The organism is Algiphilus aromaticivorans DG1253 (genome assembly GCF_000733765.1).
GTDB lineage: Bacteria > Pseudomonadota > Gammaproteobacteria > Nevskiales > Nevskiaceae > Algiphilus > Algiphilus aromaticivorans.
The window spans coordinates 3,058,660-3,084,187 of record NZ_JPOG01000001.1 but is presented as its reverse complement, the minus strand read 5'-3'; the positions used below and the strand labels follow the sequence as shown (position 1 = coordinate 3,084,187).

Here is a 25,528-nt window from a genome sequence, read left to right as displayed (position 1 = left end):
CATCGTTGGGGGGGGGTACTGCCTGCCGGGAATGCGGCGCGCGCTTGGTGGTGCCGAGCTTTGGCATTGTCGGCTGGCGCGATGATGCTGTAGTCGGCACGACTTCACCCGGATTCTTGTCAACGGAACTTCGGTCTTCTGAGGTGCCTTGAGAGAGATGGGTTGTTCGCTTCGCCTGGAGATGTCGAGCTATTCGTGGCGCTGCTAGAGCAAACCATCCAAAAGGTCGTCGACGACGGCTTCTTCTTCCAGCACTTTTCCTGCTCGCTGCATGGCAGGAGCGAGTTCCGTGTCCCATGTGGCGACGACGGGCGTGCCTTCCAGGACGCGCCCGCTTTCCCTGGGCCGATAGTGCACGGCCCCGAAACGCCAGGGACGGGCGCCGAATCGGTCGATGACGAAATTGGCGATACGCAGACCGTCCCAGTCGTAGTCGCCGTGGTAGCGCAGCCCGGCACCGGCGTCCGAGAGCTGGCGCAGCAGCGTCCGCTGGGCGGCTGCCGGCATGCCGTCGGTGCAGAACATCGGCGGAGCGTGGTCGCCGAAGCGATCGGCCGCAATGGCCACGATGCTCGGGTTCTCGCAGACGTAAACGGCTTGACCGGCGACCAGCCAGTTCGGCGGGCAGCGTAACAGGCCGCGCAGGCTCAGGTGAATGGGCTCGCCGAGTTCGCGCGCGCGATCTGCAATGGCGCCCGACGGGGTATCGGAAGCTGCCGGCAGGTTGAGCGCCAGTACCGGGCGGGCCAGCGCGTTCATCGCTACGCCGAGGCGCGCCCATCGGTCGCGGGCGCGCGCGTCCTCGTCCTGCTCTTCGGCAGGGAGAGTGGCCCCGAGCACCAGCGTCGCTTCGGGGCGCCCATTGTCGAGGGCGTGCGCGTCGCCCAGCGTTTCGGCGGCTAGTCGGGCCAGCGGTAGCCCTTGCTCGGGGAGCCGGGCAAGCACGGCTTCGGCACGTTTCAGCAGGGTAGCGGCGCTGTCGGGGCCGTCCGCGAGCCGCTTGATCAGGCGGCGCCCCTTCGCGCTGGCGCAAAGCGAGCGAAGCTGTGGCTGCACAACGGTCTCGAAGGCCTTCTGCCAGAGGCGCTCCTCGGCCAGGCGTTGCGCTGCTGGATCGATCAGGGGCCCGTCCAGTGCTTCCAGGGCGCTGCGCAGGTCAGTCGCTAGGCCGGCGCGGGCAAGCGCTTCATCCAGGGCAGACAGCGATAGCCGCATCGAGGAGGCGGTACGAGCCGGCCGCCCTAGCAGGCCCTCCATGGCGCTTCGCTCGATATCGCTGAGGCCGCCCAGTGTGAACGCGTCGGCATTGGCTTTCAGGCAGCGGCGCGCCAGGCGCCTACGCAGGCCGGCCAACGCATCGCCGCCCAGCAGGCTTTGCAGGCGCTGGCTCTCGGCGCTCATTCCGAGCTATCGGGAGTGGGCTCTGGGCGCGGCGGCCCGCCATCCCGTTGCCGCCGCTCACCATCCCAGTACCAGCGCGACACGAAGACGGCATCGATGTTCTCGCGCCGGACGAGGTGGCAGATGGACACGCCTGGCAATTCCCGGTAACAGCCCCATTCGCGCTCGCTGGTCATGACGAAATCGAGGTCGAACTCGCGGATTAGCGCCATGCAATGCGCGCGCGCTTCGTCGTCGATGCCGGCGAAGGCTTCATCGAGCAACACAAGTCGAGGCGCTGTAGGAGCATCGCAGCTGGCGTAATGGGCGGACGCGGCGGCGAACAGCGGCACCGTGAGCCCCAGCGCTCGCTCGCCGCTGGAAGCCGGTCCGGAGAGCGCGCCCCAGTTGCCGCCGGCGAAGCGCCGCACCCGGAATCGATGCCACCGGCGGTAGTCCAGGGCGCGCGCGAGGTGCTCCTGGAGACTGCTCCCGGAGTCGCGCTCGCGCTCGGCCTGGATGCAGGCGGTCAGGAAGGCGCCGACCTTGCTGCGATCCTCCGCCGACCAAGCGTCGGCGCTGCGGCGCACCAGTCGGTCGCGCACCGCGGGCAACCCGGGCGGTGCCCCTTCGTCGCCTTCGGGCCGCGCCTGCCACTCCAACTTGAAGCGCACGCCGGTGGAGGTTGGACGCGCTTGCAGCTCCTTGTTGATGCGCCCGACCAGCGCCTCGGCCTCGCGCAGTTGCCGCTGCAGATGCTGCGCGACCTCGTGCTCGAGGTGGCTTTCGAGAACTTCGCGTTCGCGCGCCGTCAGCACCTCGCGGCGGCTGGCGATCTCGTCGTCGAGCCTGCGCTCGAGGCGGTTGGGCGGTTCGGGGCGGCCACCATAGAGAATGCTGACGACGAAGCCGAAGTCGGTGGTTGTGCCCTCGGCGCGGTGCCCTTGCGCCGATAGCGACTGCTGCAGGGCGTTGTAATCTCTCGACACGGCCGCCTGGGCGCGGTTCCAGTCATCCTCTTCGGCGTCGATATTCTCCAGCGCTTGTTCTACACGGCGTGCGATGTTAATCGCGGGATCCACGCTCCAGCGCTGCGGCAGCTCCAGATCGGGCACGGCCACCGCGAGCAGCCCCGTTTCAGCGAAGGCCTCCATGCGCTCGGCCTGTTGCTGGCGCTCCTGGGCGACGGCTGCGCGCCGCGCCTCGCGGTCCTCCATCTTCTGCTGTTCCGCCGCTTCCCGGCGCTGCGCTTCGGTATTGCGTTCTCGGGCGGTCTGCAGCTCCGACTCGTGCTTGCGGATGCCTTCGGTGAGCGCGCCGAGCCGTCGCTGCAGGCGGTCGACGTCCTCGCCGACCTGCGCGCGCAGCGCCTCGACGCGCGCGTTGGCGTCGCGGACGGCCTTTCGCACGCCAGCGTGTTCGGTCTCCAGCTCGCTGCTTTGCTGCTGGGCTTCACGCAAACGCTCACGCTGGGCATCGGATTCCTGCTGCGCGCGCCGCGCATTGTCCAGTGCGTGGCGCAGATCGCGTGTCTGCTGGCGGTAGTCCAGTAGCGCGGCTTCGACGTCAGCGAGGGCCTCGGCGGTGGTTGGGAGTTGTAGGTCCTCGGCATCCATTGCCGCGTTGTCCCAAGCCTGGCGCCAAGCGTTCTCGGCTTTCTGCAGTTGCGTGTCCGCCTCGCTTAGCGTCTGCTTGGCGGCGCGCCGAGTCCGCTCCGCGGCCGATGACTCAGCGTGGGCCCGGGCCAGTGCCTCGCTGTCGGGCATGGCATCCAGTTCCGCGCGCAGCCGAGTCTGGCGCTCCTGCAACTGATCGTGCTGTTCGGCACAGTCGGCCAGGCGCGCATCAAACGCGATCAGCGCTTCGTCAATCTCCTGCAACCGTTGCTGTCGCGCGGCCTCGCGTGCGGCGAAGCCGATATAGGCTGCGGCTTCCTTGTGCCAGGCTCCATGTGCCGGACCCAGGCGGAAGCGACCGTCGGGAGCCACCCAGGCCTCCGTGCTGCCGTCGTCGTCAGGCGAGCAGCCGATCCCCGCTAGCACAGAGGCTACGGTTCCGGTCGCGACGGTGACGTCTTGCGCTGGCTCGAGCCAATCCGCCAGCGACTGCGAAACAGTTGTGCGCGGACGCAGCCAGACGTCCTTCGTGTGCGGGTCCAGCAGCGCCCCGTCGGGGTTGACCCAAGCATCGAGAAGGCTGGCGCCTTCCAGGGCAGCCTCGAGCCCCGTGCGATCCGCAGTCGACAACGCGTCGCGAAATTCGACGAGCTGCCAGAACGGTGCGCCTTCGCGTGTGGCGCGCGCCGCTTCATCGCGTGTAGGTGGAACCGGCGGATGCGCGTGCTGGCCTGCCAGCAGGGCATCACGCTCGGTTGCCAGTTCCCGGCGCTCATCTTCGATCGCCAGCTGCTGCTTTTCCAGCGCGGCACGGTCGGAGGCCAGGGCTTCCCAGGCGCGCTGAGAAGCCGCCTGCAAGCGTGCACTCTGTGGATGCGCGCCGTGCTGCGATTCGGCCCATTCAAGCAGGGCGTTGGTGTCGGCTTCCTCGACGGTAAGCCGGATCTCCCGCAGCGTTTGTAGATAGCCTTGCCAGTCGGCGTGGTGCTGGTCGATGGCCTCGCGCAGCGAGGTCGCTGCCTGCCCGGCCGCGCCATCTGCCTGTGCGGCGGCTTCGGCGGCACTGTCGCGCTTGGTCTGTTCGCGCTCACGCACCCCGGAGGCTTGATCCAGCTCGCGGAGCCGCTTGCGTAGTTGCGTGATCTGCGCCCGCCGGCCGTCGACAATGGTGTCGAGATTCGTGCTCAGAGTTTGCAGGCCCTGCGCGTCCAGCGCGCCGATCTGATCATCCCCCGGGATGGCGCCAAGAGCCTGGTCGTGCCGGACGCGCACACCGGCGCGCTCGGCGATCTTCTCGGCGCCGTCACGCACTTTCGCCAGGGTGTCGCGGCAGCGCCGCGCTTCGGTATCGCGCCGCTGGGTCTCGTCCTGCTCGCGCGCGAGCGCCTGTTGGGCCGTGCTCAGCCGCACCTGGGCGGCGGCTTCGGTCTCGGCGCGTTCGCGGGCCTGGCGCTGGAGGTCTTCCAGCCGGCGCGCGTCCTGCATCAACGGATCCGCAGCCAGTTCTCCGTGCGCGGCGCGCTCCTGCTCGAGCTGCTCCTGCATAAGCCGTACGCTTGTAGCCTGCTCGGAAGCTTCGGCTTGTGCCGCATCGCGTGCTTGCTCGGCGGCACTCAGCGCGCGGGCGGCATTGTCCAGTTCGGTCTGGGACTGGCGCAGCGCGCGTGCCTGACGGCGGGCCTGGATGGCCGCGTATTGCTGGTAGCGCTGGCTGAAATCGGCGATGGCACCGCGCAGTGCTTCCAGCTCGCGAAGCTCATCGCGATAGCTTTCGAGCTGGGTGAGCGCTTCAGCGACTTCCTGAAGCAGGGGCTGCGGCAGCGGCGGAAGCGCCTGGGTTAGCGCGTCGGAGAGCGCGCGCTCATCCGGGCTCTTGGAAAGCTGCGGTTGGCGCAGCTGAATGAGGGTGTCCATTAGCGCGTCGTAACGCTCCTCACGCAGCCGGAACAGACGCTCGTCAACAGCCCGGCGATAGTCGCGCGCTGTATCGAAGCGCTGGCCCTGCCCGGCGAGCGCGTCCGACAGCCGCTCGCGAGACAGCACGGAGCCTTCCGGCGTGACGAGCTGCAGGTCGTGCCCGATGCGCTGCTCGGTCAGGAAGTGCCAGGAATCGATCCGGCTGCGTCCGGCCGCTGCGTGCAGGCCGCAGCCCAGGGTCAGGAAATGCGCCGTGCCGTCATCATCGCGCCGGCCGAACTCGATCCAGCTGTAGCCGATGCGGCGCTCGTACTTTCCGCCCATCAGCAGATTCCATTCCATGCGCTTGTTGCGCTCGCCGCCCGGTTCGACGCGCGCGGCGCTGAGCTGCGCGTCGAGCAGGAAGGGGAGGGTCAGTGAGAGCACTTTGGACTTGCCGGTGCCATTGTTGCCGCGCAGCAGCAGGTGTCCATCGTGGAACCAGAACTCCTCGCAGTCGTAGTGATATAGCTCGACGAGGCCGATGCGCAGCGGCTGCCAGCGTTCGCGCGTCGGTTCTGGCAGCTGGTGCTCGTTTTCCTGATACGTCGTCATGTGTCGAAGAGCCCTGATTGGCGGATCTCCGGAGCCCCTGCGCTGAAGCGTGCCAGTGCGGGGCGTGGAATCACCGCATCGCCGTCGATGCGCACCAGGCCCAGAGCCGCCAGCGCAGCAATGGCTTCTTCGGCGAGAGTGTGCTCTGCCCCCGGCTCACGCGCCTGCTTGCGCCAGTAGCGTCCGTAGTCGTGGGCGGCGCTGCGCACGTAGGCTGCGAGCGCGCTGCGCGCCACGCTGACATCTCGCTCGCCTCGCATCTGCTCGCCGAGGTGACCGGCGACAAGCAGCGTGACGTGCGCGGTGGTGCCTTCGGCTGGCAGTCGTCGATCGGTCAGTTCGCCGTCCGGATCTACCAGCGCCACACCTTCCTTTCGCTGTTCGGGGGCGAGTCCGCAACCTTCGCTCAGACGCGCGGCGAGGGGGCCGCGCTGCGCCGCCAGATACTCTCTCGCGCCTTCGTCGAGGTCCTCGAAGTAGACCACAGGATCATCTAGCAGCCGGCGCGCAACCTGGTGGCGTTGCGCGCCCCGTCGACCTTCTGCGCTGTCCGGAACGAGCTCGTCGCCGAGCGCATGCAGGCGCTCGTCCAGCGTTCGCGGCGCGCTCTTGGGATCTATGCTGGAAGGCCCGCGAGTGACTGCCAGTAGCAGGCTCAGCACGCGCCGATGGATGTCGTAAAGCGCGTCCCCGGATTGCGAGACATAGGCATCCTCGTCGCCTACGATGCGGCAAAGAACACGCTGATCGAGCAGCCAGCGGCAGACATGCACCAGCTCGCGCCGCTCGCTTGCCGAGTCGAGAGAGAAGCGGAAGCCGACTTCGTCCAGTTCTGGATAGGCGGCCATATCCAGGACGCGGCGGCCGAGGTCCTGTAGGCTGATCTGCGGGCCGGCGCGCTCCAGCACGCTGCAGGCCAGACAGAGCAGCACATAGCGGCGACGGTCGAAGCCGGGCGCACCGCGGCTGGTATCCAGCAGATCGGCGGGGCGCTTGTAGAGGCGGGCGCATTCGCGCTCGACGTGCAGTACCCAGCCGGTTTCGCGCTGGAACCAAGGGCGAAGCCAGTCAGCGTGTCGCCGCACGATTGGTAGCGCCTCGTCTTCGCTGCCGAGCAGCGGACGACGCAGAAGCGCACGGATGGCGCGCTCTCGCTCTTCCCGGCGTTGCTGCGACAACGCGTCCTGTACGGCTGCCTCGCTCATCCAGGATGGGTCGGGGTGATGGTGATGAGATGCTCGCGACCGTGTAGCGTCCCCAGCTCGCTCTCGATCCGTGCGTGGGTGTTCTTCGCCTGCGGTTCCAGCTGTAGCGTCAGCGTGCCGTCGGCGCTGGTGCGGGCAGCCGGTCGATCGGGATCATCCTGCTCGGCCAGCAGCTCGCCCAGCAGCGACAGCAGCACACGTAGCTCGCTTGCCGACAAGTGTCCGATCTCTGAGAGCAACTGCGTCTTGCCGGTGGCCAAACGCTTGCGGGCAGCATCCAGGCGCGCTTCTTCTTCGGCCAGCTGGCGCGCGAGCAGCGCGCGCTCCCGGCTACGGTCGCGCATTCGTGGGGGTGTGCCACGTGTCTCGATGCGACCGCGTTCACGCAGCCGCGGATGGATGGCGAGGGTAGGTGCGTCCAACCATGAAGTGGCTGGCGAGATCTCTGCTTCGTTGATCAAGCTCAGGTGGCGGCACGGGGCGAGCGCGAAAGCGACTCGGAACAGGCGATGTGCTTCGCCATTGTCTGCGCACTGCGCGAACCAGACGCCGAGCATGCGGAAATCACGTGCGCGGTCGCTCTTGCCGGCACGCCGCTCGTTAAGCGTCGCCACGGCCGACAGAAGCTGCGTGATGGCAGAGCGCGCGGCGGCCCGCAGACGCTCGGCCTGCGAGGGCTCGCCGTCTATGCTCAGGAACCAGCGCAACAGGCCTTGCCAGCGTTCGCGCCAGGCGGCGAGGCGGGGAGTCGCCGCGTCCGCCATTGCGCTTTCGTCGGGCGCCGAGTCGCGAGCCTCACGCTGCGCGGCCAGCGTCAGCAGGCGCTCGATATCGGTGTTCAGGCGCTGCAGTTGCTCGGCGATGCGGCCGGTTCGGCTGACGAGGTCGCCGATGAATCGTTCCAGGTACTCGACGAGGCGCGACTTGTAGCGCATGACCGCGGCCAGATCGCCCTGCTGCAGGGCGGTCGCCCGGCTCATGTCGCTCATGAATGCCTGGGCGCTTTCCGCGAGGCCTGCCAGCACGTGCGTCAGGTCGCGCAGGGTTTCATGCACCTTGGCGGCATCCGGTGGCTCGGTAGCCGCCAGCCGCTCGAGGGCGTCGAGACGACTGGCAATGTCTTCCAGCGCGACGGACTGCAGCTCGCCGCGTTGCTGCAGTGCATGCTCGTAGGCCGTCAGGCCGCTCTCCACCGCCTCTCCGGGGTGCGACAGTCGATACAGGAAGTGCCGGCGGTAGTAATCCTCCAGCGTCTGCATGCGGGAGGTGTCGGGTTGCGACAGCAGATTACCCCAGTCGACCAGCTGCGCGAGCAATTGCTGCACCTCCTCCGGTGCCGGTGGCTCGCCTGGCCAGGCCGCTTCAGTGCGGACTTCGTCCGGTCGCAGATGCAGTCGGAACTGCCGCTTGGCGGCCGCGAAGCACTCCATGACAGCGCGGTACTGCGCGCTCTTCTCGGCACTGACGTGCCGGAACAGCGCCTGGCGCTGGTTGTTGCCGTCCGCATTCGTGCCCACTACTCGCTCCTCACGCCATCCATGCCCGACGCGCGTCAGGCGTTCGCGCACTCCGGATCAGGGTGGTGCGCGCCTTTGCCGGCTGCGCCCGGATGCTACGGACGAGCGGGGTGCGTGTCGCGTGGACGCCGAGCGACATTGCCTTTCCGGACGCGCCATTGGGCCTTCAGTCTAGGGGCATGCCTTCGGGGCGTACAGGCGCACCCACGGCGCGGATGGACGTCGCTCGCGCAGCCCGATTACGCTTGGCGGACTTCAGTGGAGGAAAGGCATGGCCGCAATCAGTAACGGATCCATCTCCCTCGATGCGCTGCTGACCGCTACCGAGGATGCCGAGTGCGGCGCGCTCGTCGTATTCGGCGGCACGGTGCGCCGGCACAATCATGGTCGCGAGGTCGTCGATATCGCCTATAGCGCGCACGGGCCGTTGGCCGAGAAGACGTTGGCCGAGATCGAGGCCGAGACCCTGGAGAAGTTCGACGCGCGCCACTGCAGGCTCGTACATCGCGTCGGCGAGCTGGCCGTGGGCGATGTCAGCGTCTATGCGGTGGTGCGCGCGGTGCATCGCGGCGAGGCCTTCGAGGCGGCGCGCTACGCGGTGGAGGCGCTGAAGCATCGCGTTGCCATCTGGAAGCACGAGCGCTACAGCGACGGCAGCAGCGCGCATCTGGAGGGCTGCTCGCTGGTCTCGCATCACGAAGCCGAAGAGCAGGGGCACGGCGCATGAAGGATGTCGGTGCCAAGCCCGACTCGCTGCGCAGTGCCCGCGCCACGGCAACCATCCTGGTACCCGCGCATTGCATCCCGATGCTGGAATCGGGCGAGACCGAGAAGGGTGACCCGCTGGCCACAGCGCGCGTTGCGGGCATTCTGGCCGCCAAGCGCACCGACGAGATCCTGCCGCTCTGCCATCCGCTGCCGCTGCAGCACGCCGAAGTGCACTACGAGCTCGGTGCGGACCGCGTCGTCATTACCACCGAGGTGCAGACCATCGCGCCCACCGGCGTCGAAATGGAGGCTCTGACCGCCGCCAGCGTCACGGCGCTGTGCCTCTACGACATGCTCAAGCCCTACGTCGATCAGAGCGAGCTCGCGATTACCGATACCCGCCTGCTGGAGAAGACGGGCGGCAAATCACACTTCCCGCGTCGGCTGCCTGCACCGCGCGCCGCGGCCGTCCTCGATCTCGCCGGTATCGGCGAGCCGGTGCTCGAAACGCTGGAGGCTGCGGGCTTCGACCCGGTGGACCGCCACCTTTGCGATGGTGCGCAGTCGCTGGCGCAGGCCGTCATGGATGCGCACGATGCCGGTTGCGCCTTGATTGTCGTCGCGGGTGGTACGGCCGCCACCGACCATGCGCTGGACGCGCTACGCCCGCTGATCTCCGTCGAGATGCCCGGCCTGATGGAGACGGTGCGCGCCTACGGCCAACGCCGCCGGCCGGTGGCCATGCTCGAGTCGGGCATTGCCGGCATGGTCGGGGACAGCCTGTTGCTCACGGTCCCCGGGGAGGTGGAAGCCGCCGAGGGCGCGTTGACGGCGCTCATGCCTGGCCTGATCCAGTTCTTCGCCACGCGGTGAGCCGCATCGTCTCACCCGAAGACCGCGTCATGGCCGCCTTCGGGCAGGCGGGCGGTGGGGCTGCCCCGGATTCCGGCCTGACGCTGGTAGTGGGCGCCGATAACGCTCGCATGGTGGCCGGCATGGCCGGCTACGGTGCCTTTCATCACGCCGGCCTCGGTGGCGACAGCGACGATCCCGAACTGCTGCTGCGTCGCTGGATGGAGGCGCTGAAGCAGCGCTTCGCCATCGCCGAACCGGTGCCGCTGGGCTTTGCTGCCATGCGCGAGACCCTGCCCAACTGGCTGGCGCGCGCGGCCGCTGGCGGCGGTTTCTGTCTGACGGTGGCGGATGCCCACTGCCTGCGCGACGACATAGAGGACGAAGGCTTCGCCTGGTTGCCGGATTGGCTGCCGCAGGGAGTATCCATCGTCGTGGGCGCGGCCGCCACGCCGTTTGCGCAGCTGCTGCGCACGCACGCCGACCGCCTTCAAGAGGCCGAGAGCGATCAGGCCGCGCCCTCGCTGCCCGACGACGCCGGCGCCCGCGAGTTGCTGGCACTGCTCTGGGTCGCGCGCGGCGGCCTGACGCCGGAGGACGCAGCGATGGTGATGGCGGACGCGGCGGCGGCGCGTGCTGCCGCGGGCGACTGCGTGCAGGAAGGCGACGGCCACTGGCTGCTCGCCGACGCCGGGCAGCGCGAGTGCGTCGCGCGCCAGTTGCTGAGTGCCCACGGCACCCGTCAGCAGCTGCACGAGCGGCTGGCCGCCCACTTCTCAAGCCGAACGGAGTTGCAGGCGCAGCGATTGGCGGCCTGGCACTGGCGCGCGGCCGGCCGCGCCGACACGTTGCGTGCACTGTTGCTGTCGCCGGCCTGGCTGGCGGCCATGAACGATGCCGTGCACGCATTCGAAACCCTGCGGCTGTGGCGCAGAATCGCCGAGGGCGAGGCCCTGCGCACGGTCGCCGAGGCGCGCGAGGTCACCCCGGAAGTGCTGCTGGGGACAGCGCATCTGCTCGATATCGCCGGTGACGAGCCACCGCCGCTGGCCTGGCTGCAACGCGCCGGCGCGCTCGCCGAAGCCGCGGGAAACACTGCACAGCATGCGCGCGCCCTGGAGGCCGTGGGCACGCATCCGGACTGTGAACCGCAGACCGCGCAGGCGGCACTGGAGCGCGCGCTGGCGCTGCGACTGGAGGCGGAGGACGTCGGTGCGGGTGCCGTCGAGGGCGCGCGCCACCGCTTGGCCTGTCACTTTGAGGCGCGCGGCGATCTTCGGCGTGCTGCCACGCACTACGAGGCGGGTCTGCAGGCGCGTGCGCAGCGTCTTGGTAATGACGCGCCGGCACTGATCCCCTGGTTGTCGAATCTGGCCGCCGCACTGGCCAGCGCCGGGCAACTCGAAGCCGCGCTGCCGCATTACGAGCGCGCGCTGCGCATTGCGCGTGCAGGCCTGGGCGAGCGACACCCGGGGACGGCGGCCTGCTGCGACCATCTCGCCGGCTGCGCCTATGCCGGCAGCGATTACGAACGCGCAGAGACGCTGTATCGCGAGGCGCTGTCCATTACCGAGGCCGGCTTCGGCCCGGCGCATCCGGCCACCGCCGCCGGGCTGCACAATCTCGGCACCTGCCTCGACGCGCTGCAGCGCTACCGCGAGGCCGAAGACTGCCACCGCCGGGCGCTGGCCATCCGCCAGCAGGTATTCGGCGAGCAGCATATGGACACGGCCACCAGCCTGCACAATCTCGCGGCGGTACTGGACGCCACCGATGCCCTCGACGAGGCCGAGCGCCTCTATCGCCGCGCGCTCGACATCTGGCAGGCGGTCACGGGCGAGCAGCACCCGGCCTTCGCCACCACCCTCAACAATCTGGCCGAGCTGCTTGGCCGGCGCGGTGCCTGGGCCGACGCCGAGCCGCTGTTCCGCGCCGCGGTCGAGACCTGGCGCGGGCTCTATGGCGACGAGCATCCGCACACCCTGATGTCGCTGCAGGGCCTGGCGCGCCTCTACGTCGACGGCGGCAAGCCCGAGCTGGCCGAGCCGCTGCTGGCGCATCTGGTGGATGTCACGGCCGAGGTCACCGGGGGCACGGACAGCCAGCACATCGATGCGGTGTGTCTGCTCGCGGCGCTGCTGCGCGACAGCGGGCGCCAGCAGGCGGCGCGCGAGCTGCTGGTCGAGACGCTGGCGGCTGCCGAAGGCACGCTGGGCATGATCGCGCCGCGTGTGCAGAAGCTGCGCCGGCAGCTCGACAGCCTCGATGCCTCCAAGCTGCACTGATGACGGCGTCCATTCCCGAGTTGCCTGCGGCCTACGAGCCCGTCGTGCTGGACGAAATCGACGATGTGCTCGCCGAATGCCGGCGTCGCGCCGAGGCCGGTGCGCCGGAAGGCACGCTGGTCTGGGCGCGGGCGCAGACCGATGGCCGTGGCCGCCAGGGCCGTGGCTGGGTATCCCCGCCGGGCGGGCTCTACGCGGGCCTGTTGCTGCGGCCCGAATTCGATTTCGCACGCGCCGGCGAGGTCGCGCTGGTGGCGTTGTCTGCGCTGGGCGCGGCGGTGGCCGAGCGCGTCGTGCCGATGACCGATCTGCGCTTCGGCTGGCCCAACGATCTGCTGCTGGGCGGCGCCAAGGTGGCCGGTCTGCAGCTGCGCGGCGATGCGCAGGCGGGCTGGCTGGCGCTGGGGCTGTGCGCGAATGTGGAGACCACACCCGAGGCGCTGGCTTTAGCTGCCGGCAGCATCCGCGAGGAGGGTGGCGTGCCGGAGCTGACGCCGGAAGACCTGCTCAGCGGCTTCGCGCGGCATTTCCTCACCGAGCTCAACCGCTGGGCCGAGCAGGGGCTGGCGCCGTTGCTACGGCCCTTTAGTGCTCGTTTGCCGGAACCCGGCACACCGATGGCGCTGCGCCTGGCCGACGGCGAGCAGGTGGCCGGTGCGCTGGTCGGCCTCGCCGACGACGGCGCGCTGCGGCTGTCGCTGGACGCGAGCGAGCAGTCGGTCCCGCTCGCCCGCTTCTTCGGCCTGCCCGGCGTCTGAGCGTTAGCTGGTCGACGGCCGCTGCTGTTCGGCCGAACCGGTCGCGGGCGCGTCCGCGCCGCCACCCTGGTTCTTGACTTCCCGATACCACAGATCGTGATGCTGCTCGGCCCATTCGGCGCTGACGGTGCCGGTGGTCATGCCTTCCAGCGCGCCCTCGGTGCCCAGCGTGCCGATGTAGGCGTGGCCGAAGAAGAGGCCGATCCAGCCGATGGCGAGGATGGCGTGGATGACGTTCGCCCACTGCATGGTGCCGCGCTCGACGAAGATGTTGGGGAAGTCCAGCACCAGCCCCGACACGCAGACGGCCGTGCCGACAGTGGCAATGAACCAGAACCAGAGTTTCTCGCCGCCGTTCATGCGCCCGGCCGAGGCGTGCTTGCCCGTCATGCCCCCACCGGCCTTGAACCAATCCAGATCGGTGCGGTTCGGGATGTTGTGGCGGATCCAGGCGATGATGATGAGCGCAATGCAGACAGCGAAGAAGGGCCCGCCCAGGTTGTGCAGCAGCTTGGCCGCGCCGGCCCAGGCCGCGAAGCCCTCGGGGCCCATCAGCGGGATCAGCACGGCGCGGCCGAAGAGCAGGCTGAGGCCGGTGATGGCCAGCAGGATGAAGAGCCCGGCCGTGATCCAGTGCAGCGTGCGCTCGGCCAGCGTCCAGCGCTGCAGGCGCGCTCCGGACAGGGGCTTCTCGACCTTGTTCCGCCCAACGATCAGGAAGAAGGCGCCGATGAGAAGCAGCACGATGGGCAGGAACCAGCCGCCGATGCCGGCAATGGGGCCGTTACGCAGCTGTCGCCAGTTCTGACCGCCGTCCTGCATCAGCACGCCGGCTTCCGGGCCGGAAGCCGTGGTTACGCCTTCGTTGGATTCGCGCACCTGGCGCCAGTACTCCGAGCGCGGGTTGGACTCTCCCTGCCAGCCGCCGGCGGCTTCCTCTTCCTGTGCACCGGCGATGCCGACGTAGAGATAGCCGCCCAGCGGCGCGATCATGGCGCCGGCGAGGATGACGATCAGGCTGAGCACCATGCTCCGCCAGCGGCGGGACTTCTTCCGGGGTTGCGTTGCTTCGCTACGGGCCATGGTGGGCCTCCTATCGGTCCGACTGCACGCGCATCTGACGGTCGCGCAGTTGCTCGATCGTGGCGGGATCGCGGGCGCGCTCGCCCTCGAGCTGCTCGGCCTGCGTTCCGCGCACCCAGGGGTCGCCGGTGTATTCGAAACAGCCGGCCAGCAGCGGGGCGGTCAGCAGGGCGAAGGGGGCGAGCAGGCGGGCGGCGCGCATGTCAGCGATCCCGTTGGCCGTCGAAGCGCGCATCGAGTTCTTCGCGATGCGCCTTGTCGGCCAGCTTGTCGTGCAGTGGGTCCTGCGCGCCCTTGTACTCGCCCGGCTCGTGCATGGTGACGCCGGTCGACTCGTAGCAGCCCGCCAGGCCCAGTGCGAGCAGCGATGCGGCCAGCAGCAGGCGGCGCATGGCCTAGAGCTCCGCGCCGTAGGCCTTGCCCCAGCCCCAGGTCTGCGGCCGGCCCGAGCGCTGCATGACGCGCTTGCGGTAGATATCCGCGACCAGGTCGCCGTCGCCGGCGAGCAGGGCCTTGGTGGCGCACATCTCGGCGCAGGCCGGCAGCTTGCCCTCGGCGATGCGGTTGGCGCCGTACTTGGCGTACTCGGCCTCGCTGTTGTCCTCTTCGGGGCCGCCGGCGCAGAAGGTGCACTTGTCCATCTTGCCGCGCGCGCCGAAGGCCTCCGTCTTCGGGTACTGCGGTGCGCCGAAGGGGCAGGCGTAGGAGCAGTAGCCGCAGCCGATGCAGAGATCCTTGTCGTGCAGCACGATGCCGTCGACCGTGGTGTAGAAGCAGTCGGTGGGGCAGACGGCTGCGCAGGGCGCGTCCGAGCAGTGCATGCAGGCCACCGAGATCGACTTCTCGCCGGGCTTGCCGTCGTTGAGGGTGACCACCCGGCGACGGTTGATGCCCCAGGGCACCTCGTTCTCGTTCTTGCAGGCCGTGACGCAGCCGTTGCACTCGATGCAGCGGTCGGCGTCGCAGAGGAACTTCATTCTTGCCATGGTCGTCTCCTCGCGGGGCTCAGGCCGCCTTGATCTGGCAGAGCGTGGACTTGGTTTCCTGCATCTGGGTCACCGAGTCGTAGCCGTAGGTGGTAGCGGTGTTGCAGGCCTCGCCGCGCACGTGCGGGGCGGTGCCCTCCGGATACTTCGCCAGCAGATCCTCGCCCTGGAACCAGCCGCCGAAATGGAAGGGCGTCCAGACCACACCGCGGCCGACGCGCTCGGTGACCATCGCGCGTACCTTGATGCGACCGCCTTCCGGGCCCTCCAGCCAGACCCAGGCGTGGTCCCGGAGACCGCGGTCGTTGGCGTCGGCGGGGTTGATCTCGACGAACATCTCCTGCTGCAGCTCCGCCAGCCAGGGGTTCGAGCGCGTCTCTTCGCCGCCGCCCTCGTACTCGACGAGGCGGCCGCTGGTGAAGATCAGCGGGTAGTCGCCGGAATAATCCGTCGCCTGGATGGACTCGTAGCGCGTCGGCAGCCGCCAGTAGGCCTTGCGGTCCTCGTAGGTCGGGTACTTCTCGACGAGGTCGTAGCGCGAGGTATAGAGCGGCTCGCGGTGCACCGGCACGCGATCCGGGAAGGTCCAGACGATGGCCCGCGCCTTGGCGTTGCCGAAGGGCGCGCACTCGTGCTTGATGACTACGCGCTGGATGCCGCCGGAGAGGTCGGTCTTCCAGTTGACGCCGTCCAGCGCTTCGGAGTTGCGCAGCTCGGCGACGTCGTCCTCCGATACGGCATCACCGGGCTTGTCGCGCTGGCCGGCGACCCAGGCGATGGTGGCCAGCTCGGCTGGTGTCAGTTCCCTGTGCCAGCCGAGCTCGCGCAGGATGCCGTAAGTGAATTCCGGATAGCCGTCGTCGATCTCCGAATCCTTGGAATAGGAGCCGTCGGCCAGAATGTCGTTACCCTCGTGCTCGGTGCCAAAGCGGGCGCGGAAGGTGAGGCCGCCCCTGGATACCGGATCGTGCGTGTTGTAGAGCAGGGGCGTACCGGGGTGGCCCATCTCCGGCGTGCCCCAGCAGGGCCAGGGCAGGCCGTAGTAGTCGCCGTCGCAGGGGCCGCCCTTGGCCAGCAGCGAGGTGGTGTCGAAGGTGTGGCGGTTCTCGGTGTGCAGCTTGAGTCGCTCCGGCGACTGGCCGGTGTAGCCGATGGTCCAGTGGCCGCGATTGATCTCGCGCAGCGTGTCCTCGGGCGAGGGCATGCTGTCCTCGACCTTGATGTGCTTGAACATCTCCTCGGCGAAGCCGAACTTCTGGGCGAAGCGGTAGAGGACCTCGGCGTCGGGCTTGGACTCGAAGAGCGGCTCGACGACCTTCTCGCGCCACTGCAGCGAGCGATTGGAGGCCGTCACCGATCCGGCCTGCTCGAACTGCGTGCAGGTCGGCAGCAGGTACGTGTCGTTCTGGCGGTCGGACATCACCGCCATATGCGTCGGGTAGGGGTCCGAGATGACGACCAGCTCCAGCTTCTCCAGCGCCTTCTTCATCTCGGGGCCGCGCGTCTGGCTGTTGACGGCGTGGCCCTGGAAGAAGACGGCGCGGAAGTTGTCGCGCTGCGAGAGGTTCTCCGGATCCTCAAGGATGCCGTCGATCCAGCGCGAGACGGGGATGCCCTCGATATTCATCGGGTGCGCCATCGTGCCGCTGCCGGCGTCGTATTCGGCGTTGTCGAAGCGCGACTTCAGCCAGTCGAAGTCGATATCCCAGACCCGCGCCCAGTGCTTCCAGGAGCCTTCGGCAAGCCCGTAGTAACCCGGCAGGGTATGGCTGTTGGGGCCGACGTCGGTCGCCCCCTGCACGTTGTCGTGGCCGCGGAAGATGTTGGCGCCGCCGCCGGCCACGCCGATGTTGCCCAGCGCCAGCTGCAGCACGCAGTAGGCACGCGTGTTGTTGTTGCCGATGTGATGCTGGGTGCCGCCCATGCACCAGACGATGGTGCCGGGGCGGTTCTCGGCCAGCGTCTTGGCGGCCTGGAACATCTCGGCTTCCGGCACGCCGGCTACCTCCTCGACGGTGGCCGGATCCCAGTGCTTGACCTCCTCGCGGATCTCGTCCATGCCGTAGACGCGCTGACGGATGTACTCGGCGTCCTCCCAGCCGTTCTCGAAGATGTGCCAGAGCAGGCCCCAGATGAAGGCTACGTCCGAGCCGGGGCGAATGCGGATGTGCTGGTCGGCGTGGGCGGCCGTGCGTGTCAGCCGCGGGTCCACCACGATCATCTTCGAGCCATTCTCCTTGGCGCGCAGGATGTGCTGCATCGCCACGGGATGCGCCTCGGCGGCATTGCTGCCGACGAAGATCATCGCCTTGGAGTTGTGCATGTCGTTGTAGGAATTCGTCATCGCGCCGTAGCCCCAGGTGTTGGCTACGCCGGCAACCGTCGTGGAGTGACAGATGCGCGCCTGATGGTCGATGTTGTTGCTGCCCCAGAAGGCCGCGAACTTGCGCTGCAGATAGCTGCCCTCATTGCTGGCCTTGGAGGAGCCGCACCAGAAGACCGCGTCCGGGCCCGACTCCTCGCGAATGGCGAGCAGCTTGTCGCCGATCTCCTGGATGGCGTCGTCCCAGCTCATGCGCTTCCATTTGCCGTCGACGAGCTTCATCGGGTACTTCACGCGCTTCTCGCCGTGGCCGTGCTCGCGCAGCGAGGCACCCTTGGCGCAGTGTGCGCCGAGGTTGATGGGCGAATCGAAGTCCGGTTCCTGGCCGGTCCAGACGCCGTCCTGCACTTCGGCGATGACGCCGCAGCCCACCGAACAGTGCGTGCACACCGAGCGGCGAATCTCGGTTTCGACATCCTCCTTCGGCGCGGTGTCCTTGGCCTCGGCGCGCTGCATCATCGCCGCCGGAATGGCGCCGGCCAGCGTCGCACCGCCGGCGGTCAGCCCGGAGCGCTTGAGGAAGTCGCGGCGGTCGAGGGCGTCGCCCAGGCCGGCCAGCGGTGCATCGAAATCGTAGTTCTTGCGGATCAGTCTCATCGTGTCTCCTCCATCCAGCAGCGCTACGGCGGCGTGCTCAGCGGTCGGCGGTCTGGTAGTAGCGGCGGATGTGCTCGGTCTCGCGGTAGCCCTTCTTCTTGTTCTCGGTCGGCGCCGCCCCCGCGGTCGGCGCAGCCTGCGCGCTGACCGTGGCAAAGCCGAGGCCGGCCGCGGCGCCAGCGCCGATGGCGCTGCCCAGCAGTCGGCGGCGGGATTCGTTGACGGGTTTCGGGGTGCTCGGGCGCTTGCGCATATCGCTTGCCTCCGTGGTGCTCATGCCGGTAGTCGCAGCCAGGTGCGCTCCATTTCCATGAAGGCGCTTCCCAGCCGGCCGACGGCACGGTAGAAATCGGCGCTCTCGGCTGTCTGCATGTCCGCGAAGAAGCGCGGCATCCAGGAGCCCAGATGCGATTCGAAGAAACGTTGCTGATCGCCGGCGCTGGTCGGGCTGCCGGACTCGCCGAGTAGCGCCATCGTTTCGCAGAGCGCGGCGGCGTGGTCCTCCGGCTCCCGCGTGCCGGGGCTGCGTTCGATGCCGAGGCGCTCCAGATCGCGGCGCAGCGTCACCAGCGGCTTGTCCATCAGAAAGCCGGCGAGATACCAGCTGGCGTAGGGCAGCAGTTCGCCGCGGCCGACGCCGATGAGCAGGGCGTGGAACTCGTCGTCGATGCCTTGGAGATCGGCGGTGCTCGCCGCGTCGCGCAGATAGCGCCAGGCCAGCGCCAGCGGGGGCGCGTCTTCGGTGGCGTCGACGCTCATCGCGGCGAGGCTTTCCAGCAACTGGGCCGCCGGTGCGCCGCGCAACATGGCGGCGAGCAGCAGGTAGGCATCAATCCGCGCCTGCTCTGCCGCCTCGCGCTGCAACGCGGTCGCGTCGAGCGCATCCCGGTCGGCCACGGTACGCATCAGCGCACTGCCTGCGCCTTGCTGCGCATCGCGGGCCGGCGACCTTGTGGCCGTCTTGTCTCGCCTCGCGTCATAAGGAACGCCTCCTCACTAGCAACATACTCCGGCGCAAGGAGTCGGTCAAAGGGAGGTCGACGAAGGTCTAATGGGGCTTATGCTGCGGGTTGCAGATGGAGCACTAGAGCTTCCAGAAAGCGCTGCTAGGCGTTGCGTCGTGATGCGGCGTTCAGGCTCGTTGCCCGAGCAAGCGCCAAGCGGACGTCGAGCGTTGGCACCACGTGCTTCGAATTGGGACCGGCGGCGCACAGGAGTTCCGCGCCCTGAAACACTGGCGCTACCGATCGTTACCGCGCGACCGGCGCGGGTTCCTTGCTCTGCTCGCCCAGAGAAAGGAACCAAAGAGAGGGCGCCCCGTGGAGGCCCTTCGGCTCGCCTTTCGGCGAGCCAAAATCCCGGCGGCTGGCGGCGCGCCTCCAAGGGGGCTTGGACGGCTCGTCGCTCCGCGACATCGCGGTTAGGGCTCGGCGTGATTCCAGAAGAATCTGCGCAATCTGCGGTTTCTACCGAACCCGGATCCGTAACCATCTGTGCGATCTGTGGCTCAGCGCTCAGCGCTCAGCGCTCACGCTGCTGCGCCATGGCGTTCTCGTCGTTGAGCACGCGCTTCACGCGACATTCCTCGCAGGTGTAGAGGCGCTCGCGGGCGGCGGGGTCCTGGAACATCCAGTGGCCGGCCAGCTTTTCCGCCATGCGCTCGACGATCTTGCGCGTGGCGAAGGCCTGGCCGCAGTCGAGGCAGTGCAGCAGTTCTTCCTCGTTGAGCACGCGCGCGGCTGGCTCGGCGTGAGCGGCGAAGTCGATGCGCGGTTGCAGCGCAATGGCGTCCTCGGGGCAGGCGGTGGCGCAGAGGCCGCATTGCACGCAGCGGTCCTCGCGGAAGAGCAGCTTGGGCTCCTCGCCGCCGCCGGTGACGGCCGATGCCGGGCACACCGACACGCAGGCCATGCACAGCGTGCAGGCCTCGCGGTCGACGTCGATGGCGCCGAAGGGCGCGCCCTTCGGCAGCTCGGCCGCCGCCGGTTGGCCGGCCTGCTCCCAGAGGTGGGCGAGCGCGCGCTGCATGATCTCGCGCTTGCTGCCGAGCCCGCCGAAGGTGGCTGGCTGCGCGACCAGCGGGGGCAACTCGTCCGGCGCCGCCAGCGCGTCGGTCGCGAGCTGCAGGCGCCGCGTCGCATGCGCGTCGCCGAGGCCTTCCAGCACGGCCGTGGCGATGTCGATCTGCTCGCGCGTGGTCGCGGCCAGCCTGGCAGCCGGCTGCGCGCCGGTCAGCATCGTGGCGCCGGCCGCGCCGAAGGCCAGCGCGGACAGCCAGGCGTCCGGCCCGACCGCACCTACATCCTCGATCGGCACCGGCAGGCAGTGCTCGGGCAGCCCGGCGGCCTGCGCCTGCAGCACAGCCAGCCCGTCCTCGGGGCCGTGGAAGACGAGCCAGGGCGCCGGCGCCTCCGGCGCGGCCGCGCGGTAGTCGGCGATCAGCCGGCGCAGCGTGTCGACCAGCTCGGCGGCGGTGGGCAGCGCGTAGCCGATGGCACCGGTGGGGCAGCTCGTCGCGCAGCTGCCGCAGCCCTGGCAGAGATAGGGGTCGACCTCGATCTTCTCGCCGATGCTGATGGCCGCGCCGGTGGCGCAGGCATCCAGGCAGTTGCGGCAGCCGGCCAGCCCGCGAGCGCCGTGGGCGCAGATGTACGGGTCGTAGTTGAAGTACTTCGGCTTCTGGAAGGTGCCGACCATCTGCGGCAGCTCGGCGAGCGCGCGCTCGGACGCGTCGGCACCGCGGCCGCGGTAGTAGCCCGGTGGCGGGATCTCGTGGCCGATGGCCGGCGTTGCCTGCAGATCCAGGATCAGGTCGAAGTCGTTGCGCTCGCGGCCGAAGGCCTCGCCCACTGTCAGCAGGGCGCCGCTCTCGTTGCTGATGCCCAGCGCGAAGGCGCCGAGATGCCCCGTGCAATCCATGGGCGTGCCCCAGGCGGTGGGCGCCGGTGGCGGGGCTTCTGGCGGCTCGGTCGGACGCGCGGTCGCCAGTACCCAGCAGTCGAGTTCCTCGCGCAGGCGGGTCGCCGCCGGCCAGGCTGCGTCGGCCGGGCCGATGATGAGCAGCGCGCCGCGCGATGCGTATTCCACCCAGGACTGCGGCATGGGCTCGGGCGGCAGGCGCGCCAGTGCGGCGCGCCGCGCCTCGCCGGCAGTGCCGGTGGCCGGCAGGGTGTCGGGCTCAAGCCTCGTGGCTGCCTCGCTCGGGGTCATTGTTGTCGCCTCCATCGGAGGGGCCGGCGGCCGTCTCCTTGTCGTTATCAATGTTGTCGGGCCGCTTGCTTTCGGCGGCCTCCGCTTGCTGCGCGTCATCGGCCTGCAGTTGCTCGGCCAGCTTGGCGCGCGCACGCTCCAGGTGGTAGCGCATGTCGGCGGTGACGATGTCGCCCAGCGGGGTGAAGTGGCGGTAGTCCGCGGCGTAGTCGTCGAGGCCGTCGATGACATTGAGTTCGGGCCGCCGGAACAGGCGGCGCAGCGCTGCCCGGCGCAGACCGCTACTGACCCGCGGCGAGAAGAAGGGCTCGACGCTGCCGCCGGCGTCGACGCTCTCCAGCGGTGGCATGTCGGCGTCGCCGGGTGGCTCAGGCTGCGCGGCCTCTTCGGCCGGTGGTTCCGGCTCGGCACCTTCGGACAGGGCGCGCTCCCCGGCCTCCGCGTCGTCCTCCTGCTGCCCGAGCTTGCGGCGCGACCAGCGTGCGAGAAAGCTTTCCTCGTAATCGCGCTGTTCGCTCACTGTCCGGCCTCCTGCGGCTTGCGCTTGTTCTTGCGCGGGCCGGGCTGCCAGTAGGCGGCGACGTAGTCGCGCACCCACAGAACGAGCGGCGGTGGCATGGGGGTTTCGAAGACGATGCCCTCGACCTCGCTGGCGGCCACGCCGTCCTCCTGATCGGCGCTGACGCCTACGGGAAGGGGCTCGCCGTCGTCGCCGGGCTGACACATAACGAAGAGCAGCGGCTGGCGGCTGGTGACATTGAACCAGTAGTCGTCGCAGCCGTCGGGGTGCAGCTGCAGCGGAAAGCCGCTCCAGCGCACCAGGCGCGCGTCGGCGGCGTCGCGGACCAACTCGCGCACCGGGCCTACGGGCGCGCCCTCGGGCTCTGGCACGGCACCCATCAGCTGCCAGCCGCGGCCGCTGTATTGCAACAGCAGGCTGAGGCAGCGGCGCGGGTGCTTGTCCATGCTCAGTCCTCTTCCACCACGATATCGGGGAAGGCGGCACTGTAGTCGCGCGCCTGCAACGCCAGCGCGGCGGTCATGCGCAGCGCAACCTGGCGGAAGCGCTGGGCGGCCGCGCCGTCCGGATCGGCGACGACGCTGGGACGGCCGCTGTCGGCGTTCTCGCGGATGGCGATCTCCAGCGGCAGCGCGCCCAGCAGCGGCACGCCGTAGTCCTGCGCCACGCGCTGGCCGCCGCCTTCGCCGAAGAGGTGCTCCTCGTGCCCGCAGTTCGAGCAGACGTGGATGCTCATGTTCTCGACGATGCCCAGCACCGGCACATTGACCTTGTTGAACATCTGCAGACCCTTGCGCGCGTCGAGGGTGGCGATGTCCTGCGGGGTCGTGACGATGACCGCGCCGGAGACGGGCACGCGCTGCGACAGCGTCAGCTGGATGTCGCCGGTGCCCGGCGGCATGTCGACGATGAGATAGTCGAGGTCGTGCCAGTTGGTGTCGTTGAGCAGCTGCTGCAGCGCCTGGGTGACCATCGGCCCGCGCCAGACCATGGGCTGCTCCTCGTCGATGAGATAGCCCACCGACATCGACTCGATGTTGTAGCTGCGCATGGGCTCGAAGCTCTTGCCGTCGGAGTCCGGCTTGCCCTTGACGCCCAGCATGCGCGGCTGGCTGGGGCCGTAGATGTCGGCGTCGAGCATGCCCACGGCCGCGCCCTCGGCGGCCAGCGCCAGCGCCAGATTCGCGGCGACGGTGGACTTACCGACACCGCCCTTGGCCGAGGAGATGGCGATGATGTTCTTGACGTTCTTGAGACGCTGCACGCCCTGCTGGGCGGCGCGCGGCGCAATGACGGTCTCCACCGTGATGTCGGCATGTGTCACGCCGTCCAGTGCCTCGACGGCGGCCTTGATGCCGGCGGCCAGCTCCGGCCCGTGCCGGCGCGTGGGAAAGCCGCAGCGCAGGCGCGCCTGCACGCGGTCGCCGTCGATCTGCAGATCCGCCAGCTCGCGCGCGCTCTGTAGCGACGCGTCGAAGACGGGATCCTCGTAGCCGTTGATGGTGGCCTCGACCTGCTTGCGGAGCGTATCGCTCATGAATCCTTCCGCCGCCTCCGTTGCATGTGTTGTGTCAGGAACCCGATGCCCGGCCACGCTGCCATAGCGTGCCGCCTGCACCAAGCATCTCTTGAATCTTCGCCCGAGTGTACGCGGCGTGTCGGCCCTTCCGGGTTTCGACTTTCGGCGCAGACTTGGCCGGTCGCCCCTGCGTATAGTCGCGCTTCGGTTGATAACGGATCGTTGGGAAGATGAAGCTCGCCGAAATCGCCGTGCTGATCGGAACGCGCAAGGGCCTCTTCGTCGCGCGCGCCAACCCCAAGCGCGAGCAGTTCGCGCTGGAGGGGCCGTATCTGGCCGGGTACGAGATTCAGCGCGCCTTTCTGGATCCGCGCCATGGCGGCACGGTCGCTTATGCGGCGGCGCATCACCCGGTGTGGGGCATTCACATCTATCGCAGCACGGATGCCGGCCGCAGCTGGCATTCGCTCGCCGAGGTGCCGCGCCACGGCGACGACGACACGGCCGACAGCCTGCGCACGATCTGGAGCCTGGCGCCCGGACCGGCGGAGTCGCCGGACACGATCTATGCGGGTATCGAACCGCCCGGCCTCTTCGTCTCCACCGATCGCGGCGAAGGGTGGCGGCGACTCGACGCCTTCCATACCCAGCCCGCGGCCGAGCACTGGCATCCGGCCAAGGGCGGCTGCGCGGTGCATTCCATCCATGTGCACGGTCAGCGTCTCTATTGCGCGTTGGCGGCCGGCGGTGTCTATCGCTCCGATGATGCCGGTGCGAGTTGGCAGGCCTGCAACAAGGGGGTGCGCGCGCCCTATCTGCCCGAGGCCGAGCCAGTGGCTGGCCACAACGACCACACGCTGCGCATGCATCCGGCCGATCCGGATCGGCTCTACCGCCAGAGTCACACCGGCACCTGGCGCTCGGATGACGGCGGGCGCTCCTGGGTCGAGATCACCGAGGGCCTGCCCAGCGACTTCGGCTACGCGCTGGCCATCGACCCCGTTGACCCCGACGTGCTGTTCACCATCCCGGAGGATTCCAGCGATTTCCGCGCCACGGTCGACGGGCGGCTGCGCGTCTATCGCACGCGGGATGCCGGCGCGCACTGGCAGGCGCTGACTGAGGGGCTGCCGCAGCGCCACTGCTACGTGACGGTGCTGCGCGACGGTCTTGCCGGCGACGGCCTCGATCCGCTCGGCCTGTATTTCGGCACTTCCAGCGGCCATGTCTTCCACAGCCGCGATCGTGGCGACCACTGGTTGCCGTTGCCGGCCATCCTGCCGCCGGTGCTCAGCGTCGACGCCGGCTCGGTCGCGCGATGACGCTGACCGAGGCGCTGGGCCTGCGCGGCGGCATCGTCGCCGCCGTCGGCGCCGGTGGCAAGAAGAGCCTGCTGCTGGCGCTGGCGCGCGAGTTGCCGGGTCGGGTCGCCTGGACCGCGACGGCGCATACCGCGCCCCCGCCGCGCGCCGCCGGCATCCGCATGCAGGTCGCCGCCACCGAGACGCTGATCGCGCTGGCGGTGGCCGTGCGGGGCGCAGGCACCTTCGGCTTCGCGCAGCCCTCCGACAAGCCGGGCCGGCTGGCCGGGCTGGCGCCGGCCGATGTCGACCGGCTGCACGCCGCCGGTGGTTTCGACACGACACTGGTCAAGGCCGACGGCGCGCGCATGCGCGGCATCAAGGCGCCCAGGGCCGATGAGCCGCTGCTGCCGCCGGGAACGGCCTGCGTGCTGGTGCTGGTCTCGGCCGGCGTCATCGGCCAGCCGCTGGACGACAAGCACGTGCATCGCCCCGAGCAGTTGGCGGCGTTGCTGGAGATGCAGCCGGGGGAGGTGCTCACCGCCGCGCATGTCGGTGCGCTGCTGGCGGCGAACAACGGCGGCCTGCAGCACACCGCGGGCATGCGTGTGGTGCCGGTTATCAATCAGGTGGATGACGCGCCGCGGCGCGAAGCCGCGGAAGCCGCTGCGCGCGCTGCGCTGGCGGCCGGCCCGCGGCTGGAGCGCGTGGTGCTGACCCGCCTGCGCGGGGGCGAGGACGATGCGCCCTTGGTCGGGGTCATCACACGGCAGGCGCTGTGATAGCGTCGAAGGCTACGACGGAGTCCTTGCACGCCATGGCGCAGATTCGTATCGAGCTTCCCGAAGCGCTGCAGCCGCTGGCCGGCGACACGCCGACCGTGGCCGCCGAAGGCGCGACGGTGGGTGAGGCGCTGGGTGCGCTGCGGCCGCGGCACGAGCTGCTGGTCAACCGCGTGCTGCATCGCGGCGGGGGCATGCGCCCGCACGTCAATCTCTATCTCAACGAGCGCGACCTGCGCGCCGCCCAGGGGCTGGACACGCCGCTCGCCGAGGGCGACGTGCTGCTGGTCGTGGCCTCGGTGTCGGGCGGCTAGC

22 protein-coding genes are annotated in these 25,528 nt (G+C 69.2%); 7 read left to right on the top strand and 15 right to left on the bottom strand.

Annotation, left to right across the window (positions count from 1 at the left end; all coding sequences use genetic code 11):
• Window positions 1-204: 204 nt before the first annotated feature.
• Genes U743_RS14315 through U743_RS14300 form a run of 4 tightly spaced genes read right to left on the bottom strand, consistent with a single transcriptional unit; the run spans window position 205 to window position 8,229 of the window.
• Complete coding sequence (locus U743_RS14315) at window positions 205-1,401, bottom strand: TIGR02679 family protein (RefSeq protein ID WP_043769169.1); 1,197 nt, start codon at window positions 1,399-1,401, stop codon at window positions 205-207.
• Window positions 1,398-5,507, bottom strand: coding sequence for a TIGR02680 family protein (locus U743_RS14310; RefSeq protein WP_043769168.1), 4,110 nt, complete (start codon window positions 5,505-5,507; stop codon window positions 1,398-1,400). Before U743_RS14310 ends, U743_RS14315 begins: the two co-directional genes overlap by 4 nt.
• The gene (locus tag U743_RS14305; RefSeq protein WP_043769166.1) at window positions 5,504-6,712 is read right to left on the bottom strand and encodes a TIGR02678 family protein; all 1,209 of its coding nucleotides are present in this window, start codon (window positions 6,710-6,712) and stop codon (window positions 5,504-5,506) included. Before U743_RS14305 ends, U743_RS14310 begins: the two co-directional genes overlap by 4 nt.
• Window positions 6,709-8,229 (bottom strand): TIGR02677 family protein, encoded by a 1,521-nt coding sequence (locus U743_RS14300; protein WP_198022059.1) that lies wholly within the window; start codon window positions 8,227-8,229, stop codon window positions 6,709-6,711. The genes U743_RS14305 and U743_RS14300 overlap by 4 nt, the downstream gene beginning before the upstream one ends.
• Before the next feature lie 271 nt (window positions 8,230-8,500).
• On the opposite strand from U743_RS14300, the gene U743_RS14295 reads away from it, so the two are divergent.
• Genes U743_RS14295 through U743_RS18280 form a run of 4 tightly spaced genes read left to right on the top strand, consistent with a single transcriptional unit; the run spans window position 8,501 to window position 12,832 of the window.
• Entirely contained in the window at window positions 8,501-8,956 is a 456-nt protein-coding gene (locus tag U743_RS14295) for a molybdenum cofactor biosynthesis protein MoaE (RefSeq protein WP_043769164.1), read from the top strand.
• Window positions 8,953-9,810, top strand: a complete 858-nt coding sequence (gene moaC, locus U743_RS14290) for a cyclic pyranopterin monophosphate synthase MoaC (protein ID WP_043769163.1) — start codon at window positions 8,953-8,955, stop codon at window positions 9,808-9,810. The genes U743_RS14295 and moaC overlap by 4 nt, the downstream gene beginning before the upstream one ends.
• The gene (locus U743_RS18285) at window positions 9,807-12,074 is read left to right on the top strand and encodes a tetratricopeptide repeat protein (protein ID WP_156966459.1); all 2,268 of its coding nucleotides are present in this window, start codon (window positions 9,807-9,809) and stop codon (window positions 12,072-12,074) included. Before moaC ends, U743_RS18285 begins: the two co-directional genes overlap by 4 nt.
• Window positions 12,074-12,832: a biotin--[acetyl-CoA-carboxylase] ligase gene (locus U743_RS18280; protein WP_052368219.1), complete on the top strand. Its 759-nt coding sequence runs from the start codon at window positions 12,074-12,076 to the stop codon at window positions 12,830-12,832. Before U743_RS18285 ends, U743_RS18280 begins: the two co-directional genes overlap by 1 nt.
• A 3-nt stretch (window positions 12,833-12,835) precedes the next feature.
• Here U743_RS18280 and U743_RS14275 read toward each other — a convergent pair whose 3' ends face one another.
• The 11 genes from U743_RS14275 to apbC form a co-directional block, all read right to left on the bottom strand.
• Complete coding sequence (locus U743_RS14275) at window positions 12,836-13,915, bottom strand: formate dehydrogenase subunit gamma (RefSeq protein ID WP_043769161.1); 1,080 nt, start codon at window positions 13,913-13,915, stop codon at window positions 12,836-12,838.
• A gap of 10 nt (window positions 13,916-13,925) precedes the next feature.
• The gene (locus tag U743_RS14270) at window positions 13,926-14,150 is read right to left on the bottom strand and encodes a hypothetical protein (RefSeq protein ID WP_156966458.1); all 225 of its coding nucleotides are present in this window, start codon (window positions 14,148-14,150) and stop codon (window positions 13,926-13,928) included.
• Window positions 14,119-14,307: a hypothetical protein gene (locus tag U743_RS14265; RefSeq protein WP_043769158.1), complete on the bottom strand. Its 189-nt coding sequence runs from the start codon at window positions 14,305-14,307 to the stop codon at window positions 14,119-14,121. Before U743_RS14265 ends, U743_RS14270 begins: the two co-directional genes overlap by 32 nt.
• A gap of 3 nt (window positions 14,308-14,310) precedes the next feature.
• Window positions 14,311-14,901 (bottom strand): formate dehydrogenase FDH3 subunit beta, encoded by a 591-nt coding sequence (fdh3B, locus tag U743_RS14260; protein WP_043769156.1) that lies wholly within the window; start codon window positions 14,899-14,901, stop codon window positions 14,311-14,313.
• A 19-nt stretch (window positions 14,902-14,920) separates the two neighbouring features.
• Window positions 14,921-17,881 (bottom strand): molybdopterin-dependent oxidoreductase, encoded by a 2,961-nt coding sequence (locus U743_RS14255; RefSeq protein ID WP_043769154.1) that lies wholly within the window; start codon window positions 17,879-17,881, stop codon window positions 14,921-14,923.
• 37 nt (window positions 17,882-17,918) lie between these two features.
• Window positions 17,919-18,158, bottom strand: coding sequence for a hypothetical protein (locus U743_RS14250; RefSeq protein WP_232226800.1), 240 nt, complete (start codon window positions 18,156-18,158; stop codon window positions 17,919-17,921).
• Entirely contained in the window at window positions 18,155-18,787 is a 633-nt protein-coding gene (locus U743_RS14245; protein WP_198022058.1) for a TorD/DmsD family molecular chaperone, read from the bottom strand. The genes U743_RS14250 and U743_RS14245 overlap by 4 nt, the downstream gene beginning before the upstream one ends.
• 615 nt (window positions 18,788-19,402) lie before the next feature.
• On the bottom strand, window positions 19,403-21,091 hold the full coding sequence (locus U743_RS14240) for a 4Fe-4S binding protein (protein ID WP_052368218.1): 1,689 nt from the start codon (window positions 21,089-21,091) through the stop codon (window positions 19,403-19,405).
• Window positions 21,060-21,611 (bottom strand): DUF3306 domain-containing protein, encoded by a 552-nt coding sequence (locus tag U743_RS18275; RefSeq protein WP_052368217.1) that lies wholly within the window; start codon window positions 21,609-21,611, stop codon window positions 21,060-21,062. Before U743_RS18275 ends, U743_RS14240 begins: the two co-directional genes overlap by 32 nt.
• Window positions 21,608-22,057, bottom strand: coding sequence for a DUF3305 domain-containing protein (locus U743_RS14230; RefSeq protein WP_043769152.1), 450 nt, complete (start codon window positions 22,055-22,057; stop codon window positions 21,608-21,610). Before U743_RS14230 ends, U743_RS18275 begins: the two co-directional genes overlap by 4 nt.
• A gap of 2 nt (window positions 22,058-22,059) precedes the next feature.
• Window positions 22,060-23,148 carry an iron-sulfur cluster carrier protein ApbC gene (apbC, locus tag U743_RS14225; protein ID WP_043769150.1) on the bottom strand — a complete coding sequence of 363 codons (1,089 nt, stop codon included), beginning with the start codon at window positions 23,146-23,148 and terminating at the stop codon, window positions 22,060-22,062.
• 212 nt (window positions 23,149-23,360) lie between these two features.
• On the opposite strand from apbC, the gene U743_RS14220 reads away from it, so the two are divergent.
• Genes U743_RS14220 through U743_RS19150 form a run of 3 tightly spaced genes read left to right on the top strand, consistent with a single transcriptional unit; the run spans window position 23,361 to window position 25,527 of the window.
• The gene (locus U743_RS14220) at window positions 23,361-24,452 is read left to right on the top strand and encodes a WD40/YVTN/BNR-like repeat-containing protein (RefSeq protein ID WP_043769148.1); all 1,092 of its coding nucleotides are present in this window, start codon (window positions 23,361-23,363) and stop codon (window positions 24,450-24,452) included.
• Entirely contained in the window at window positions 24,449-25,213 is a 765-nt protein-coding gene (gene yqeC / locus U743_RS14215; protein ID WP_043769146.1) for a selenium cofactor biosynthesis protein YqeC, read from the top strand. Before U743_RS14220 ends, yqeC begins: the two co-directional genes overlap by 4 nt.
• Window positions 25,214-25,248: 35 nt before the next feature.
• The gene (locus tag U743_RS19150) at window positions 25,249-25,527 is read left to right on the top strand and encodes a MoaD/ThiS family protein (protein WP_043769144.1); all 279 of its coding nucleotides are present in this window, start codon (window positions 25,249-25,251) and stop codon (window positions 25,525-25,527) included.
• The last annotated feature ends 1 nt before the right edge of the window (window position 25,528 follow it).